This window comes from Rhodococcus sp. 14-1411-2a (genome assembly GCF_002259485.1).
Classification (GTDB): Bacteria; Actinomycetota; Actinomycetes; order Mycobacteriales; family Mycobacteriaceae; genus Rhodococcoides.
This window is the reverse complement of the sequence record NZ_NPGA01000008.1, coordinates 226,390-242,487: the sequence shown is the minus strand read 5'-3', so window position 1 is coordinate 242,487 and position 16,098 is coordinate 226,390. Positions and strand designations below refer to the sequence as shown.

The window sequence follows — 16,098 nt, the reverse complement described above, 5'->3', positions numbered from 1 at the left end:
GCGGGCTACCCGGAGGGTGCCTCGCGGCTCGAACTTAGTGTGGGTTCGTTAGTCACTCAAAACATTGGCCGTTGCAATGGAGTCGCAGGAGCCCATTGATGCGGTGGTGCACTATGTGTCAGACAGCGGAGAGTCGCCGACCTCCGCCATTTCGCTGAATCCCCGCCCCAGTGCGGGGACGTTGATGTTTCCCGGACAACGAAAGCGCTTGCTGCGTCTATGTTTTGGGTCAGCATGGCCGGTACGGCTACTTCGGTGTAAAAGGTGAGCGGCGTCGGGCGCTGCGCCATGCGGGCCGAGCGTTCGGCCATGGCCGCGTCGTGGTGAGAGCGCTGGAAGCCTGCCAACCCGGTTCCACGGGCACCGACTGCTACGCGAATGTCTCGGGTGGAGGGTCGATGGTCGACGAGGGGGAGGGTGATCGGAAAGCGGCGGCGCCCGCCCCAGGCCCAGACGTTGGCGGCACCGACGGGAAGCACGAGCCGCTGCGTGGCGCCGGCTGCAGTGAGCGCGTCGTGGGCGGCAGCGTGCAGGTCGGTCGTGTCGGCGCGGCGGCGCGCCGGCTCGAACCACAGGGTCAGCGCGATGTGCTCGACGCTGACGTCGTAATCCAGTGCCGCGGTGGCGGCGGCTGCGTCGTCGAGTTCGCCGGCGAGGATCGCGCGCACCGCTTCGGCGCGGGTGGCCGCGGCGCTGGCCATCCATCGGTCGCGTTCGGCGACGTACTCGGTGGCCATGGCCCCAGAGAATTCGTCGATGTAGTCGAAGAGCAGCTCGGAGATGCGTTGCATCTGCGGCACGCGCTGCTCAGCGTCGACGTAGCGGGTGCAGGCGGCCATGAAGGCGCGCGAGAGGGCTGCATGACCGAGGCGGACACCGCGCAGCACTCGGTCGAGGGCGACTCCGCGGCGGACGAATTCACGGTCCCCGCGCAGCGCTTCGTCGGTGATGGCCGGCATGGCATCGTCGAGCTCGGCGATCCGCAACAGAGCGCGGATGGCTGACGATTCGGTCCCCATCCGCAGTGTGTCGAGTTGTTCGGTACCGCCGCCGATCTCGGGGATCTCCTCGACGATGGTGGTCGCCATCGCCGAACCCACCTCGCAGGCCCACGCGACCGGACCGCTGCCGATGCGTTCTGCGGCATCGGCGATGGTGGCCGCGGTACTGGCCGGCGCGGGGGTCTGCGGGTCGATGGGCACCAGGTTGCGCAGCCACCCCGACCCGGCCACGTCGGGTGCGCCGGTCACCACGGCCCCAGCTCGATGTTCATGCGGTGGTTCGGGGCATTCTGGAAGGTCGGCGACGCTCGAAGTCGGCGATGTCGGCGTCGTACTGGAGCGTCGAGGCGATGTCGTCGAGCCCGTCGAGAAGCTTTCTGCGGGTGGTGGGATCGATGCCGAACGGCACGGTCAGGGTACCGGCGGTGATGGTGCAGGTGTGCAGGTCGACGGTCATGTTCTCACCGGGGTGCGAGTCGATGTGTTTCCACAGCAGTTCGACGTCGGGTTGGGCGACCTCGGCGGCGAGCAGGCCGGCTTCGCCGGCGTTGGATCGGAAGATGTCGGCGAACCGCGATGATACGGCGACGCGAAAGCCGAAGTCCCACAACGCCCATACTGCGTGTTCGCGGGAGGATCCGATCCCGAAATCGGGTCCGGTCACCAAAATCTGTCCGGTGTCGAACGGCGGACGGTTCAGAATGAAGTCCGGGTCGGCCCGCCAGCTGGCGAACAGTGCGTCGTCGTAGCCGGTGCGAGTGACGCGCCTCATGTATTCCGAGGGGCAGATCTGGTCGGTGTCGACTCCGCTACGCCGCAGGGGCGCAGCGATTCCGGTGACGGTGGTGAAGGCCTGCATGGGTTGGTGCACCTCCGGTGCTGCGCGGAGTTGGGTTGCCGGGACCGGGGTGGCACGCGCGTACGGTCACCCCGGGCCCGGCTGTTCTACTCGGCCGGTCGGTCGGCCAGTAGAAGATCTGCACTCAGGTCGCGACCGAGGGATACGGCTTGCCGAGCCAGTGCTGGAGCTGAGCGCCGAATTCGCGTTGGAAGGACAGTGGGCCCTTCTCGAGTGCCCAGGTTTCGTCGTAGATCGCGATGAACAGCGTGAGGTTGAGGAAGAAGTGTGCGCCCATCTCGAACAGTGCCACGTAGTCGTGGTTGATCAGAGCCTCGCGCTCTTCGTCGGTGAGCGCATAGACGGTGGTGCGTTCACTGTCGGAGAGCTTGGGCCCGATTTCCTCCTCCCAGCGGCCGACGAACTCTTTCGGGTCCTTGGCGTAGGCGTCGAGGTAGTCGGGGTCGCGGTCGACGGTGAACAGGAACTTGTCGACGTAGTACTTGCTCATGCCGGATCTCCGTTCGGGTACCAGGTGAAGTAGGCCTCCATCGTGTGATAGAGATCGAAATTGTCTACGTACGCGGCCTTTTCGGGTCCGGCGATGCCCATCATCAAGATCAGGTCCATGAAACCGTGGGTGGCGTTTCCGTGACCTGCGAGGGTCTCGAGGGTGACGTTGTCGAGGATGGCCTCGATGTTGCCTTCGGAGAGCCAGCGGATGGCGTTGGCGTCGAATTCGGGATCGGGTCCGTGTTCACCGAATTGACGTGGTCCGCCGAGTTCGAGGGACAGATGCCCACTGCCGATGGCCGCGATCCGCTGATCGGAGGGGTACTCGTCGATGACCTCGCGGATCGCGCGGCCGAGATCCCAGAACCGTTTCGGCGACGGGAGCGGCGGGGCGAAGATGTTGGTGTAGATCGGCACCACCGGTAGGTCGGCCTCGGGGCGAGTGGTGATGATCGGGCAGATGATCGAGTGATCGATCTTGAGTTCGTTGCTGAACGAGAAGTCGAACCCGCGGTCCATCAGCCCTTGGAGCAGGAAACCGGAGAGCTCTTCGTGGCCCTCCAGAACATATTTGGGGATGCCGAATTCGCGTTCTTCGTTGTAGAAGGTGGCGTCGTAGCGCGGCGCTTTCCCGATGAGGAAGGTCGGGTAGTTGTCGAGGAAGAACTGGTGGAAGTGGTCGGCTCCGACCATCACCAGGATGTCCGGCTTCGCCGCGGTCAGTGTCTCGCGGTAGGCCTCGACCTTTCGCTTCCACTCCGCCGCGAACGGGGGCTGTTCCTCCACCGGGCCGGTGGTGGCTTTGTAATAGAACGGGTGATGGGTAGTGCCGAGCACTGCCGCCAGTGTCGCCATGAAAAGAGTCTCCTCGGTGAAGGTAGCGGATGGGCTGTAGTGAAGCTTTTACGTTGCGGAGGAATCGGTGTCGGCGGGATCGACGTAGTACGCACCGCGGTCGACGTTCATGTAGATGTCGTTGGCGATGGGGTTGCGTCGTTCCTCGGTGAGTTGTCCGATCAGGCCGGCGCATCGGGCGAGCAGCGCGAAACCGCGCAGCATCTCGGTCGGCAGGCCCAGGTCCGCCAGCGCGGCCCCGCACACACCGGCTCCGTTGAGCGGCAGGTGTCGTCCGACGCCGCGCTCGGACATCCGGCCGATGGCCTCGAACAACTGCAGGTGCGGTCCGCGCAGGCCCTCTTCGGTGGCGATGGAAATCAGCACCGGCGTGCGTGGATCGCCGCCCTTGTGGTTGGGGTGCCCCAGGCCGGGGACGTGCTTTCCTGATTTACGTTGCCGGGCAATGGCATCGAGAGCCATCTGATCCCAACCCTCGTCGCTGTCCGGCAGAGTTCCACCGCCGGCGGCGTGCGCTGCCAGTGCATCGGCCAGGAACTGTCCGCAGTCTTCGGTGACGCCGAGGAATCGCGATCCTCCGCCGAGCAGCCCGGCCGCGAGCGCTCCCTGCAATGAGTCGGGGGCGCTGAGATAGGTCACGCGGGCGGCGATGGCGGTCGGGGTGAACCCGTGATCGGTCAGTGCAACCAGGACGGACTCGAAGACGCGGACCTCGCCGGGGGTGGGTCGGCGCATGGCGACCATCCAGAAGGCGAGTTCTCCGAAGCCGACCTTGCCCATGAGGTCGCCGGCCAGGTCCTGGCCGAGGAGCTTGATCTCGGTGGCCGACGATGTGCCCAGAGAGGTCGGGAAGTCCGTGCGCGGTGTGTAGTCGGCGTTGCTCATCGTTGTCCCTGTCCAGTGGTCGGCGGCGCGGTGGTGGTGGCCGCGGAGAGCCAGGCGCGGACCTCGTCGCTGTCCTGACCGAGTGTCGGCGGTGCGAGGTCGTAGCGGGGGGCGAAGCCGCTGAAGGTGATGGGGTTGCGCACCCCGGGGACGGTTGCTCCGGGTGGCCCGACCTGGACGACCGGTTCGAGGCCGAGTTTCTCGGCGTACTGCACCCCTTGGGCGATGGTGTTGATCGGGCCGTTCGGGACACCGACCTCGTTGAGCTTGTCGAACCAATGGGTCGCCGACTCGGTACGCAGGCGTTCGACCAGCAATGGCCGCAACTCTTCCCGGCGTTCGGTGCGGTCCTCGTTCTTGGCGAAACGGGGATCGTCGGCGAGCTCGGGAACGCCGAGCACGCCGACCAGTTTGCGGAACTGGGCGTCGTTGCCGGCGGTGATGATCAGGTCGTTGTCGGCGGTGGGGAGCGGTTCGTACGGGAACAGGCTGGGGTGCGCGTTACCCATCCGGTGCGGAGTGACCCCGCCGGCGACGTACGCGGAGGTCTGGTTGACCAGCCCGCTCATCGCCGATGCCAGCAACGAGGTTTCGATGTGCTGGCCTTCCCCGGTCGCGGACCGGTGCGCCAACGCGGCGAGGATGCCGATGGTCGAGTGCAGTCCGGCCATGACGTCGAAGACGCTGATGCCGGCGCGGTAGGCCGGGCCGTCCGGGTCGCCGGTCAGGCTCATCAGGCCCGACATCGCTTGCACGATCAGGTCGTAGCCGGGCAGCGATGCACCCTCCGCGGACCCGAAGCCGCTGATCGAGCAGTAGACGATCGCCTCGTTGCGCTCTTTCACCGTGTCGTAGTCCAGGCCGAATCGGCGCAGGCCACCGGGCTTGAAGTTCTCCACCACGACGTCGGCGCGACCGGTCAATGCGTGGGCGACGGTGAGGTCGTCGTCGTTCTTGAAGTCGAGGACGATCGACTTCTTGTTGCGGTTGATCGCGGCGTAGTACGTCGAGACGCCGTCCTCGCGCACGGGCGGAATCCACGAGCGGGTGTCGTCGCCGCCGGGGCTTTCGACCTTGATCACCTCGGCACCCATGTCGGCGAGCAGCATCGTCGCGTAGGGCCCGGCGAGGACGCGGGAGAGGTCCGCGACGACGATGCCGTTCAGGGGTCGGGCGGGGGAGGTGCCTGTGGGAGCCACGAGGTCAGATCCTTTCCAGCAGAGTGTCAGTGGGTGCGGGGTGCACCGGTCAGCCTTCGACGAGGTCGAAGGAGAACAGCCGATCGCGGGAGGCTTCGGCGCGAGCACGGATGTCGGCGATGTCGCAGCCGACGAGCCTGCCGCCGTATTTGCGGACCTCGCCGGCGACGAAGACGGTGTCGATGTTTCCGGGATGTCCGGCTCCGACGATGCTGGCGGCGATATCGTTGGCGGGCAACAGGTTCGCGTCGTCGAGGCGGATCACGATCAGGTCGGCGTCCTTGCCGGGGGTGATCGATCCGCTCTTGTGATCGAGTCCCGACGCACGTGCGCCTTCGATGGTGGCCATGGCGAGCAGGTCGGCCGGGGTGAACGCCGGGAGTGTGCCGTAGGTGTCGGGGTCGATGCTGATTCCGACGTTCTGTGCCGTCAACGCCGCGCGCATGACGTTGAACATGTCTCCGGCGACGGATGCTTCGGTGTCGATGCTCAGGCTGGGGCGGATACCGGCAGCGAGCAGGCGTCCGGTGGCGGGGGCACCGAGGCCGGGCAGGACTGCCTCGACCGCGGCGGAGACCGAGGCGTGTGCGCCGGAGTCGGCGAGCATCTTCAGTTCGTCGTCGTCGCTGGTGCAGCAGTGGATGAACAGCAGGTCCTCGGCGAGCAGGCCGGCGTCGCCGAGCGAGCCGATGCCCCGGAATTCCGGACCCCACGGGCCGTTCCCGACGTGCATCGAGGATCGGATTCCGAGCTCACGTGCCATCGCGAGGTCTTTGCTGGTCACATCGAGAGTGGACAGTTCCGGTCCGCGGAGCATGGCCTGCAGGGTGACCAGGGCGTCGTCGTCGGCGAGAACGTCGGAGCGGACGCGGCGGATGTCCTCGGGGTGGGTGGCTTCACCGCGCAGCATCCACTTGTTGGAATCGATCGAGGGCCAACCGAACGCGAAGACGCCGCGGATACCGGAATCGCGCAGTGCGGCGATGGCGGCATCGGTGTGCTGGGTGCTGTTCTGGATGTGCGACTCGTCGCGCAGGGTGGTGATGCCGGCGTCGAGCGCACCGAGTGCGCCGGTGAGGTTGCCGATGTAGACATCGTCGGGCGTGAATTCCGGGCCCCAGGTGAGCTGAATATGCTGGCGGTACTTCGGGAAGTCCCATCCGGTGCCGACCTGGCGGATCGCCCCTTGCCAGGTGTGACGGTGGGTGTCGACGAAGCCGGGCAGTACGGCCCGATCGGTGCCGTCGATGACGGTGGCCCCGGCGGCGTCGAGATCGGTGCCGACCTCGACGATCTTGCCGCCGTCGATGAGAACGTCACCGACGAAGTCGCCGAGAGCATCGTCCTGGGTGAGCAGATGCGCGCCGCGAATGAGGATGCGGCCCTCGGGGATTGCTGAACTGGTGGGGGTGGTCATCGGTGATCTCCTTCTGCACTGAGTCGGTCGGTGACACCGAGGCGGTCGGCGAACCAGTCGCCGAGCCGGGTGTGCTTGTCGTGGGAGTGGTTGTAGATGCAGTGATCCCCGTCGGGGAACTCGCTGAACGTCTTGTCCGACGATGCTGCGCCGTCGTGGAGAGCCCGGGCGTTCTCGATCAGGAAGATCTGATCGGGTGTGCCGTGCATGACGTGCAGAGGGCAGGTCAAGCCCGAGAGGGTCTCGTCGGTGAGCACGAAGGCGTTCATCGTCTCGACGGCCTTGTCGGGGTCGTCGATCCCCAGCAGCGCTTGCACTTTGGTCACGAAACGCTTGTAGCGATCGAGGATTTCCGCCGGGCGGACGGTGCCGCCGTTGACCGCGCAGGCCGCGATGCGGGAGTCGCTGGCCGCGACGAGCGCTGCGAGGTAGCCGCCCATGCTGTTGCCCCAGATCCCGATTCTGTCGCTGAGACGGTCATCGGTCTGCAGATGATCGATCAGGGCCGAAAACGCTTCGGGGACATCGGCATCGAGATACAGGCCCTGCAGGATCCGACTCTCGCCCTGGCCTGGTCCGTCGACGAGGAACACCGCGATCCCGCGGGCGAGCAGATACGTTGCGCCCACGTGGTATTCCTCGCGCCATCCGTCGAACCCGCCCATGACGATCACCACCGGGGGAGTGTCGATACCGGCGGGCCGCAGCAGCCATCCGCACAACCGTGCACCGCGGTAGGGGACCTCGACGTGTTCGACCGGCGGATCGGCCAGTTCGCCTGCTGCGCCGTAGTATTCGATGAGTTTGCGATACATCGGTTTCTTGTGCGGATCGGAGTCGGGCAGGGGCACCTGCCCGACTCGGTAGCAGGCACTGGCTCGGAGGTAGTCACTGCGAGCGGTGACCAGATGTCCCTCGGACTTCGATGCGGCCGCCGAGGCTGCGATGCGCTCGCCCAGTTGTGCGCCGGCATCGGCCCACGGGATACCGGAGTCGGCGAGTGCGTAGAGCTCGGTGACGTCGGCGTAGTCCAGGCCGTTGCCGATCAGTCGCTGCAACGGCATCGCCCGCTTGCGGGCAGCGACTTCCGCTGCCCACGGCGGTGTGGTGTCGGTGGTCTCTGCCACGTCAGACACCTGCCGTGGCCGCGTCGACGGCGCGATCGGGCTGCGCTTCGTCGGGCTGGGGGACCCGGGCGGGGGTGGGGAAGCGGCCGGCGAGACCGTCGGCGAGCGAGTCGAGCAGTGCTCCTGTCTGGGAGGCCTGTTCGGCGGATCCGAAGAGCCAGAAGTCCGGTCGGATCAGCACCGTGGTGGCACCGAGGCCGCTCAGCCACTGCAGGTAGGTGCCATCGACGTCGACGATCTTCGCGCCAGATCCGGGTGCCCCGACATGGGCGGTGATGATGCCGATGCGGTCGATGAGGTCACGTTGCTGCTCGGACAGTGACGTCAGAGCGTCGGCGTCGGTGGTCAGCAGAACCCAGCCGGTTCCGACGAGATTGTCGAACAGGCCCTTCGTGCCGTCGACCTCGACCATGCCCTGCACGCCGACCGTGCTGGCGGTGGGATCGTTCGGACGCACGAACGACGTCGGGCCGGGGATCTCGGGCATCGGAGGAATCAGCGACGGGTCGGCCATCGCAGCTTTGAGGCCCTGATCTCGCATGGCCGCGATCTCGGGGTCGGTGATCACGCACGGCAGTCCGATTTCGCGGGAGAGATTCATCCACGCGACGAAAATGGGCTTGCGGTCGGCGGTGTAGCTGTCGAGGATCTGCGGCGATGCCTGATCACGCAGCACCAGGTTCAGCCTCCACGCGAGCGAGGATGCATCGCGGATGCCGTTGCACATTCCCTCACCGGCGAAAGGCCACAACACATGGGCGGAGTCTCCGGCGAGGAACACTCGACCATCCTGCCAATGCTCGGCGACCACTTCCCGGAAGTTGTAGACCGGACGGCGCAGGATCTCGACATCGTCGGGGCCCACCCAGGGCTTCAACAGCTCCCATACCCGCTCTTCGGTGAAGTCCTCCGGCTTCTCGCCGGGCAACAGTGTCCACTCCCACCGGTGGTGGTGAGCACCGAGCTGGAACAGACATCCCGGCCGCTCAGGGTCGGCGAACTGACCGTTGTCGAACTCGAAGTTGAGCTTGTGCTTCTCGCGGCAGTCGACGACGAGCTGGTTGTAGTCGCAGTTGCCGACCCAGGTCTTGATCCCTAGGCGCTCGCGGATGGAGCTGTTAGCGCCGTCCGCGGCGATGAGGTACTTCGCCCGCACCTGAGTCTGCTCGCCGCTCTTGCGGTGCTCGAGGGTGATGGTCACCCCGTCGTCGTCCTGCTCGAAGCCCACGGCCTTGGTGCCCATGGTGATGTCGACGTTGCCGGTTTCGGTGACTGCCCGGTGCATCGCGAGCTCGAGGTAGTTCTGGTAGAAGATCCAATGGCCACGGTGACCGTGGGGGCCGACCTGCGACCAGTCCATGCGCAGCAGCAGCTCGCCGTCGAAAGCCTTGGTGCGCATGTCGTACATGTCCCACGGCACCGCGTCGGACTTGAATTCTTCGTCGATGCCGATCTTCTGCAGCGTGCGGACGATCTCGTCGTCCATGTGGCCGGCGCGGGAGAGGCCGTACAGGGTCTCGTAGGCCTCGAACGCGGCAACGGAATGCCCTGCCTGCCCGAGCTGGGCACTGAGCATCTGCCCGACGGGTCCGAAACCGATGACTACAACGTCGTAGTTCTTCATCGCTGGTGGGTCCTTTCGAGTACTTCTGTCTGCCGCCGGTGGGGCGGGGTGCATCTGTGCGGTGTTCCGGTCTGGCCTCGACCGTCGGCGCGGCCGCAGGCTGTTCGCGGCCGGACAACCCGGTGAGCTACTCGATCGGACCCTTGCGCTTTGTTTCAGCAGCTCAAGCCTTTATCGTCCGTCTAGCGGACAGTGGTCCGTTCGTGTAGGTTCAAGAATGCCTTCCAAGATTCGATGTGTCAAGCGTCATACGCGTGTAGGAGCGTTGTGCAGCGCACAGCCGTATCGGCATCCGCGCGACGAACTTCATCGGCGACCGGCTACAACTGAAGGTGCTGCACCAACGACATGAGAGAAGAGGCAGTTCAGTGGCTGAACGCGGACAGGGACCGGACTTCATCGAAGCGCTGGCCCGAGGGCTGCACGTGCTCCGGATCTTCTCGGCCGATAAGCCGGTGATGTCGTTGACCGAGGTCGCCGCTGGTGCCGAGCTGGCACGGCCGACAGCCCGGCGGATACTGCTCACGCTCGAGGAGCTCGGCTACGTCAGATCCGGCCACGCCGGCTACACCCTGACCCCGCGGGTGCTCGAACTCGGAATGGCGTACATCGGTGCCCTCAACCTCTGGGACATGGCCAGACCCCACCTCGAAGAATTGGTGGCCTTCACCGGCGAATCGTCTTCGATGGCTCAGCTCGACGGCTCCGACATCGTGTATGTCGCCCGCGTGGCGGTGCCCAAGCTCATCTCGCTTCGAGTCGACATCGGAACCCGATTTCCCGCGATGGTGACCTCCCAAGGGCGGGCCCTTCTCTCGGCGATGGACCGGGGTTCGGTACACGAGCGCCTGTCCGAGCCAACCCGCTCAGGGCTCGCTGCGAAAGTGTTCACGACCGAGCAGATCGACGAGATACTCGACGAAACAGCGCAGCGCGGTTGGGCGCTGGCCGATCAGGATCTGGCACCGGGCGTCCGCTCGATCGCGGTACCGGTACACGACGGCCGTGGAGTCGCACGCGCAGCCATGAACATCACCGTCCACGCCGCAGAAACCAGCGTCGGCACTCTCGAGGAGACCTACCTACCGAAGCTTCTGTCTGCTGCCGCCCAGACATCAGCCGACTGGAGCGCATGGCAGAACCGCCCGATCGAACCCGCGCCCCGCGGCACGTCGATCGACCCACAATCGCGTCCCTGAGGTTGCATGGCCTCCTTGCGGATTCAGCGAACTTCGGCGAAGTCTGTCGACGCCAGCCTCGATGTCCGGCCCGGATGGATGCCTGGCTTGGAGCTGCGGCGGCTGGTATCGCGGTCTCTGCCTATGGTCGCGATGATGCCGTCGTGATGGGTGTCAGTGCGGCCCGGTTGCACGGGGCGATTCCGCGGGCGTTAGCGACTGCTGTGGTGGCTGTCCCGACGCGCCACGATCCGATTCGGTTGGCGGATCGTGAGGCGGTGATTCGGTTCGTCGTTCGCGACATGGCACGTCTGGATGCGGAGCGCATCGATACCGAGTTGGGTGCGGTGCTGGTGACTACTGCGAAGCAGACGGTGTTTGATCTGGCGATGTGTCCGGGGCTCGGTGACGCCTAGGGTGAGGCGCGGCCCGCTGTGGAGCAGTTGAATCGGAAGTGCGACCGAGGCGTTTTGGCGGAGATCGCTGGGGCTCAGAAGATGACAACGACTGTATTGCGGCTGCAGGCTCGGTTGGGGCAAAAGTAGTGAATCTCGACGAGCTAGCCTCGGTGGCAACGCAATTCGGTGTCACGCGTGCACAGGTCGACCGGGGTCATCTCATCTCTCACCTGCTTGACTATCTGGGTGCGCACTTCGCGGATCAGGTTGTATTCATCGGCAACTGCTTCCCTATCATCCTGTCAGCGATGATGATGACGATGATGAGTTGAATGGGTGCAGGACTCGAATATCACTTCTAGTCGGCGAGGAAAGTCTCTAGGGCCCTTTGGTGATCTTGTGGTTTCAGTGTAACGCGCGGTAAACGGTTCTGAACTCTTCAAGCTCTGCGACCCGTACAGCAACTTCGACCCAAGTCTCTTCGAGGTCGTTGTCTGTCAGCGTTCGCAGTGTTCGCGCTGCGTCGACGGATTTTGGAGACTCGACACCCCGAGGAGTTGCGGACAAGATGCAAGATGTGATTGTTGCAAGGCTCTTAAATGCCGAGTATTCGGCAAGATCTGCCGCCCACCAATTTAATGGTCGGTCATTTTCTATGGCTTTCCTGAGCTGCTGAAACGCCTGCCGTGTCGCAGCTAAGGCGCTGACCTCATCGGCGGTCAGAGACCGCTCGGCGGACACCTTCACCAGTAATTACTCGATGTTTCCATCAATCTGCGCGGCGCGGTTTTGGCATTGCCAAACAAGATCGTTGTTCTTCTGGCCTCTTAGCGACCCTGAATGCAACGAGTCCCATGACTTCCACGTCGAGAAGAAATCACCGTACAAACGGTGAAACTCGTTAACGGCTTGTAAATCAAACTCGCGTAGCTTCTTGATTCTGTCCCACCTATCTGTGATTCGGGCCGTCACAAACCATCCTGCGATCAAGGTTAGGCAAGCCGTTGCAGGAGCGACGATGAAAGGCGCGATCGCAGTGATGGTCACACCAGCACTGTATAGGTCGCGAAACCCTGGTTGCCGGTGTGGCGGGTCTGTCGCAGGCATCCGGCTGCATCGACAGCGCGACTTGGAACTGACCTGTTTCGATGTAGGCCGCCCGCTAAGTTCGTGCTGTCGCCATTGGGACTGAATAGGGGAGCCCGGTCCGCAAACTCCGGCGGTTCTAACCGGTCTCCCAGCTCCAGCCCGGCAACGTCTCCAGTTTGGCTGATCGCTCGGCTTTGATGTTCTCCCGCCCACGCCACTGCTCCCGGACCCACGCGCCTAGTTTGACGCCCTTTTCCACGTGGTCATCCGGGGGCTTGATGTGACCTTCACGCGCTACGTATTGCTCGAGCATCTCGAATTTTTGGTTCCAGATGTGATCGCTTTTTGTGCCCCAGAACCAACCGGGTATGGCTTCCAACTGAGCTTGTCTGTCAGAGTCGAGTCTTGTGTGTTCGCGTCGACGGAGCCTGGCCCATTGACCGATCTTCAGACCGTCCTCGACGAAGTCGACAGGAACGCTCGTATGGCCTTCCCTTCGTGCGTAAGACCGCAGCAGCTCGAGGTGTTGCGTCCATGAGTCGTCGAGGGTGTTCCAGCTCCAGCCAGGAACGGCCTCCAAGCGCTGGCGTCGGTCCTCGGTCATCTTGGCCCAATTGCCCCGTTGCTCTCCGACCCAACCGCCCAGATTGACCCCGTCGGCAATGTGGCCGCGCGAGACCCGCGTGTGTCCGTGCTGTTCCGCGTAAGAGACCAGCGCGGCGTACGCACGATCCCAAGCATCCGTGTACGGGTCCCACGACCATCCTGGAACCGCTTCCAGGTGCTCCCGACGTTCCTGAACAATGCTGGCGCGGTTATTCCTTTGTGCTAGAACCCAACCGCCGAGTTGCACGCCGTCTTCCTTGAATCCCTGCGGTACTAGCGCATGGCCCTCCCGCCGTTGATACTGCCTGAGCAGTTCGAGCTTCTGCTGCCACATCGCGGCTCGCGAATCCCACACCCAACCGGGCAGCGATTGTAGGCGATCTAGATCGCTCGCAGACAGATTTCTCTGATTGCCTCGTTGGACGGTGACCCACTTACCGAGCCGAAAGCCGTTCTCCACGTGCGTGTTAGGAACGCGAGCATGGCCTTCTCGCGCGACGAAGGCCGTAAGAAATTTGTAGCCGCGGTCCCACTTCTCGGCCTGTGGTGCCCACGACCATCCCGGCAGTGCCTCGAGGAGTCGGACCCGCTCCGACGATAAGTCGTCGCGGTTGGTGCGCTGCGCGGCCACCCACTGCCCCAGTCTGACACCGTCCTCCACCAGCCGCGGCGACGGCTGAGCGCGGCCCATTCGTGCGGCAAACGCCTTCAGTGCTTGGTAGTTCCGCGCCCAGGTGTCCTCGCGGGTATCCCACACCCAACCAGCGAGCGCTTCGAGTTCCCGTGTCCTTTCCTCTGACAACCGACCACGCTTGTGCAGACCACGCTGAGTCGCGACCCAGCTCCGGAGGTTCGAGTCGCCGACCGCGTAGGGAAATGGAACGTCGGCGTGACCATGTTCGGCTACGAACTGCTCCATGAGTTGGATCCACGTACTCCATTGATCTGCCAGTACGTCCCATGCCCACCCGGGAAGTCGATCCAGCGCGGACCGCCTGTCATCGCTGAGGGTCTTGTTGGTCAGCGCGATCCTTTGGACGCTTGCCCATTGCCCGAGTGCGTATCCGTCGACGACGTAGTCGACGGCCACTCTTGAGGTGCCCTTGTCTGCGGCGTATTGCTCCAGCATCCCGTACCAGAAATGCCAGGGGGCACTAGTCTTCTCGATCAAACGAACATCGAACGCGTCGACGAATGCCTTCCCGACGGTGTGCGCCACGTCCAGGTGGATCTTGTCCGGAATGCGTGCGCGCCCACCTGTGCGGCCGAGTTCACGGCGCATTTCGTCGATCTGCTGCGCCATCTGTTCGTCGTGAGAGCGCAGAGCAATAACGACACGCCAGACAGACTTGAACGATGAATCTTTGAGCGCGGTTTCGGGATCTGCGGCGGTGTCGATGAATACGGGAATGACAATGGTTCCGACGGTTTTGTTCTCGGCCAGCCGAATTGCCCGCCCGACGGCCTGAACGATGTCTACCTCCGAGCCCCTCGGGTCGATAAAGGCGATGCCGTCGAGGGTGGGGACGTCGACACCCTCGCCGAGACACCGCGCGTTCGTCAGCAAGCCGCGCTCGTCGTCATCGAGGTGACGAAGACGTTGAAGGCGGACGTGTCGCTCACCGGAAGACATTTCACCGGAAGCGAACCCGGTCCACAATGCTCCCGGCGGCCGCTGCTCTTCAGGCATCCATTCGAGGATCTCGGGCATTTCGGCGGCAAATCGCCTGGCGCGGAGCACACGGGAGTGGAAGCTGATCACGCGGCGAAGGTCGTATTTTCGCATCGCTTTCGCAAGTCCGATCTGGCTGGCCAGGGTTCGCGCGTCGGTGCTCTGTTCCTCTCGCCGGACCAGAACGCCGTTGGTCGCCCACTCACGAAATGTCGAGTTGTCGACCCCGACGACAGTGACTTGGTAATCAGTGAGTAGTCCGCGTCGAATGGCTTCTCCGTAACTCAGACGGTGGAACACCTCCCCGAATTTCGTGGCGTCGTCCATCGACGCGACTTCCATCTCCGAGCCACGCGCCGCCGTCAGCACCCGTCCGGTGTAGTAGCGCGGTGTCGCCGTCATGAACAGCCGCCGGCGGGCTGCGATGGCGTTCGAGTCGAGAATCGTTGCGAATACGGTCGATTCGTCGCCCGCGACACGGTGACTCTCGTCCGCGATGGCCAGGTCGAAATGCGGGACTTGTCCGAGGGTGAATGCTTTCGCGATCTGCGGCGAGGACTGATACGTCGAAAACACCACACGTGGTCCACTGCGTTGAAGGAACTCGGCGATCTCGGCGGGGTCGTTCTGGACTGGGAGGCACAGTTCGCTGGTGGACGTCAAGGCTGCGTCGTCCTGGGTGACGGTTTCATCGGAGCAGACTGGTAGCGCCTCGAACGGTTCGGTCGCGTTCGTCCTCCATACCGCCATCGTCTGCTTCAGCAGGGACAAGGACGGCAACAGAACCAATGTTCGCTGCGCGTGAAGTTCTTGCTTGATGAACAGAGACGTGAGTGTCTTTCCTGTACCGCACGCCATGACGAGCTGACCACGATCGGCGTTCTGGAAGCCGTCCACGACGTTGTCGACCGCTTCGGTCTGGTGATCGCGCGGTAGGGCCGGCTGCGGTGATGGGATGGGATGTAGGAGGTCCGGGGACTCCGCCCAGTCGATGTCGGCAGTTTGGAGGTCGGCAAGGCCGATCAAGCCAACCGGTTTCTCCTGGGGCTCGATAGTTCTCCGCGCGACGTGGTGTATCCGGTCAGTGGTTGCGATGAGGAGGCGATAGTGGAACCGCCTCCTGGACGACTCGGACAGGAACTTGTCGACGTCGTTCTTTGTGACGGCGCGATCTGAGGCATATGCCTTCGCCTGTACCGCCCAGAGTTTTCCTTCGTTGTCTTCGACCACGAGGTCGATACCGGAGTCGCTGCCCCATCTGTGCTCCCAGTCGTCCCAGAGCCAGACATTGCGAACGGTTTGTCGGTAGTACGCGTCGTTCTCGAGGTACCACTTGCAGATGCGTTCGAACTGCCTGCCCCGGATGTGGTTGTCCTTGGAGAGGTTGCCGTACAGGGTGGCGAATGTGCCCATCCTGGAGACGTTAACCGTCCTTGCCGACAGGCTCGTTTCCTTCACGGGTTTGACCCGAAGCTAGAGCTCGCGATCAGGCGCGCACCTGCGCCTATACGAACCCACTTTGGCGCACGTGAGCAAGTCCGGTGGGCGTGACAGCTTTGTAGGTGTGTCGCAGGAATCGCAGCGAACAGTGGACGGCCGCAAGTACGAGCGCCCGCGCCATGAAAGCCAATGCCGAAGTAGTATTTTACGACTAAGCCGCGCTCCGCGGCATCGTCTCCGCACGCATGCACGCATG

14 protein-coding genes are annotated in these 16,098 nt (G+C 63.9%); 3 read left to right on the top strand and 11 right to left on the bottom strand.

What is annotated here, in order from left to right; all coding sequences use genetic code 11:
• Window positions 1–56: 56 nt before the first annotated feature.
• The 9 genes from CH291_RS05040 to CH291_RS05000 form a co-directional block, all read right to left on the bottom strand.
• A complete protein-coding gene (locus CH291_RS05040; protein WP_143537842.1) occupies window positions 57–1,250 on the bottom strand; it encodes a hypothetical protein in 1,194 nt (397 codons plus the stop codon).
• 19 nt (window positions 1,251–1,269) lie between these two features.
• Complete coding sequence (leuD, locus tag CH291_RS05035) at window positions 1,270–1,860, bottom strand: 3-isopropylmalate dehydratase small subunit (protein WP_032391826.1); 591 nt, start codon at window positions 1,858–1,860, stop codon at window positions 1,270–1,272.
• Window positions 1,861–1,984: 124 nt separating this feature from the next.
• Window positions 1,985–2,350, bottom strand: coding sequence for a hypothetical protein (locus CH291_RS05030; RefSeq protein WP_032391827.1), 366 nt, complete (start codon window positions 2,348–2,350; stop codon window positions 1,985–1,987).
• Window positions 2,347–3,207 carry an extradiol ring-cleavage dioxygenase gene (locus tag CH291_RS05025; protein WP_032391828.1) on the bottom strand — a complete coding sequence of 287 codons (861 nt, stop codon included), beginning with the start codon at window positions 3,205–3,207 and terminating at the stop codon, window positions 2,347–2,349. Before CH291_RS05025 ends, CH291_RS05030 begins: the two co-directional genes overlap by 4 nt.
• A gap of 48 nt (window positions 3,208–3,255) precedes the next feature.
• A complete protein-coding gene (locus CH291_RS05020) occupies window positions 3,256–4,092 on the bottom strand; it encodes a citryl-CoA lyase (protein ID WP_032391829.1) in 837 nt (278 codons plus the stop codon).
• Window positions 4,089–5,291 carry a CaiB/BaiF CoA transferase family protein gene (locus CH291_RS05015; RefSeq protein WP_032391830.1) on the bottom strand — a complete coding sequence of 401 codons (1,203 nt, stop codon included), beginning with the start codon at window positions 5,289–5,291 and terminating at the stop codon, window positions 4,089–4,091. Before CH291_RS05015 ends, CH291_RS05020 begins: the two co-directional genes overlap by 4 nt.
• A gap of 49 nt (window positions 5,292–5,340) precedes the next feature.
• Window positions 5,341–6,708: an amidohydrolase family protein gene (locus CH291_RS05010; protein ID WP_032391831.1), complete on the bottom strand. Its 1,368-nt coding sequence runs from the start codon at window positions 6,706–6,708 to the stop codon at window positions 5,341–5,343.
• Window positions 6,705–7,835, bottom strand: a complete 1,131-nt coding sequence (locus CH291_RS05005) for an alpha/beta hydrolase family protein (RefSeq protein ID WP_052053432.1) — start codon at window positions 7,833–7,835, stop codon at window positions 6,705–6,707. Before CH291_RS05005 ends, CH291_RS05010 begins: the two co-directional genes overlap by 4 nt.
• A gap of 1 nt (window position 7,836) precedes the next feature.
• Window positions 7,837–9,459 (bottom strand): bifunctional 3-(3-hydroxy-phenyl)propionate/3-hydroxycinnamic acid hydroxylase, encoded by a 1,623-nt coding sequence (locus tag CH291_RS05000; protein ID WP_032391832.1) that lies wholly within the window; start codon window positions 9,457–9,459, stop codon window positions 7,837–7,839.
• A 368-nt stretch (window positions 9,460–9,827) separates the two neighbouring features.
• Here CH291_RS05000 and CH291_RS04995 point away from each other — a divergent pair, with 368 nt between their 5' ends.
• From CH291_RS04995 to CH291_RS04985, 3 genes are all read left to right on the top strand, one after another.
• Window positions 9,828–10,658 (top strand): IclR family transcriptional regulator domain-containing protein, encoded by an 831-nt coding sequence (locus CH291_RS04995; RefSeq protein ID WP_032391833.1) that lies wholly within the window; start codon window positions 9,828–9,830, stop codon window positions 10,656–10,658.
• Window positions 10,592–11,053 (top strand): type IV toxin-antitoxin system AbiEi family antitoxin, encoded by a 462-nt coding sequence (locus CH291_RS04990; RefSeq protein WP_143537843.1) that lies wholly within the window; start codon window positions 10,592–10,594, stop codon window positions 11,051–11,053. The genes CH291_RS04995 and CH291_RS04990 overlap by 67 nt, the downstream gene beginning before the upstream one ends.
• A 128-nt stretch (window positions 11,054–11,181) precedes the next feature.
• Window positions 11,182–11,367: a hypothetical protein gene (locus CH291_RS04985; RefSeq protein ID WP_032391834.1), complete on the top strand. Its 186-nt coding sequence runs from the start codon at window positions 11,182–11,184 to the stop codon at window positions 11,365–11,367.
• Window positions 11,368–11,788: 421 nt separating this feature from the next.
• On the opposite strand, the gene CH291_RS26505 is transcribed toward CH291_RS04985, so the two are convergent.
• Window positions 11,789–12,082 (bottom strand): hypothetical protein, encoded by a 294-nt coding sequence (locus CH291_RS26505; RefSeq protein ID WP_143537844.1) that lies wholly within the window; start codon window positions 12,080–12,082, stop codon window positions 11,789–11,791.
• Between the two features lie 178 nt (window positions 12,083–12,260).
• The gene (locus CH291_RS04980) at window positions 12,261–15,815 is read right to left on the bottom strand and encodes a DEAD/DEAH box helicase (protein WP_080735658.1); all 3,555 of its coding nucleotides are present in this window, start codon (window positions 15,813–15,815) and stop codon (window positions 12,261–12,263) included.
• Window positions 15,816–16,098 lie beyond the last annotated feature (283 nt).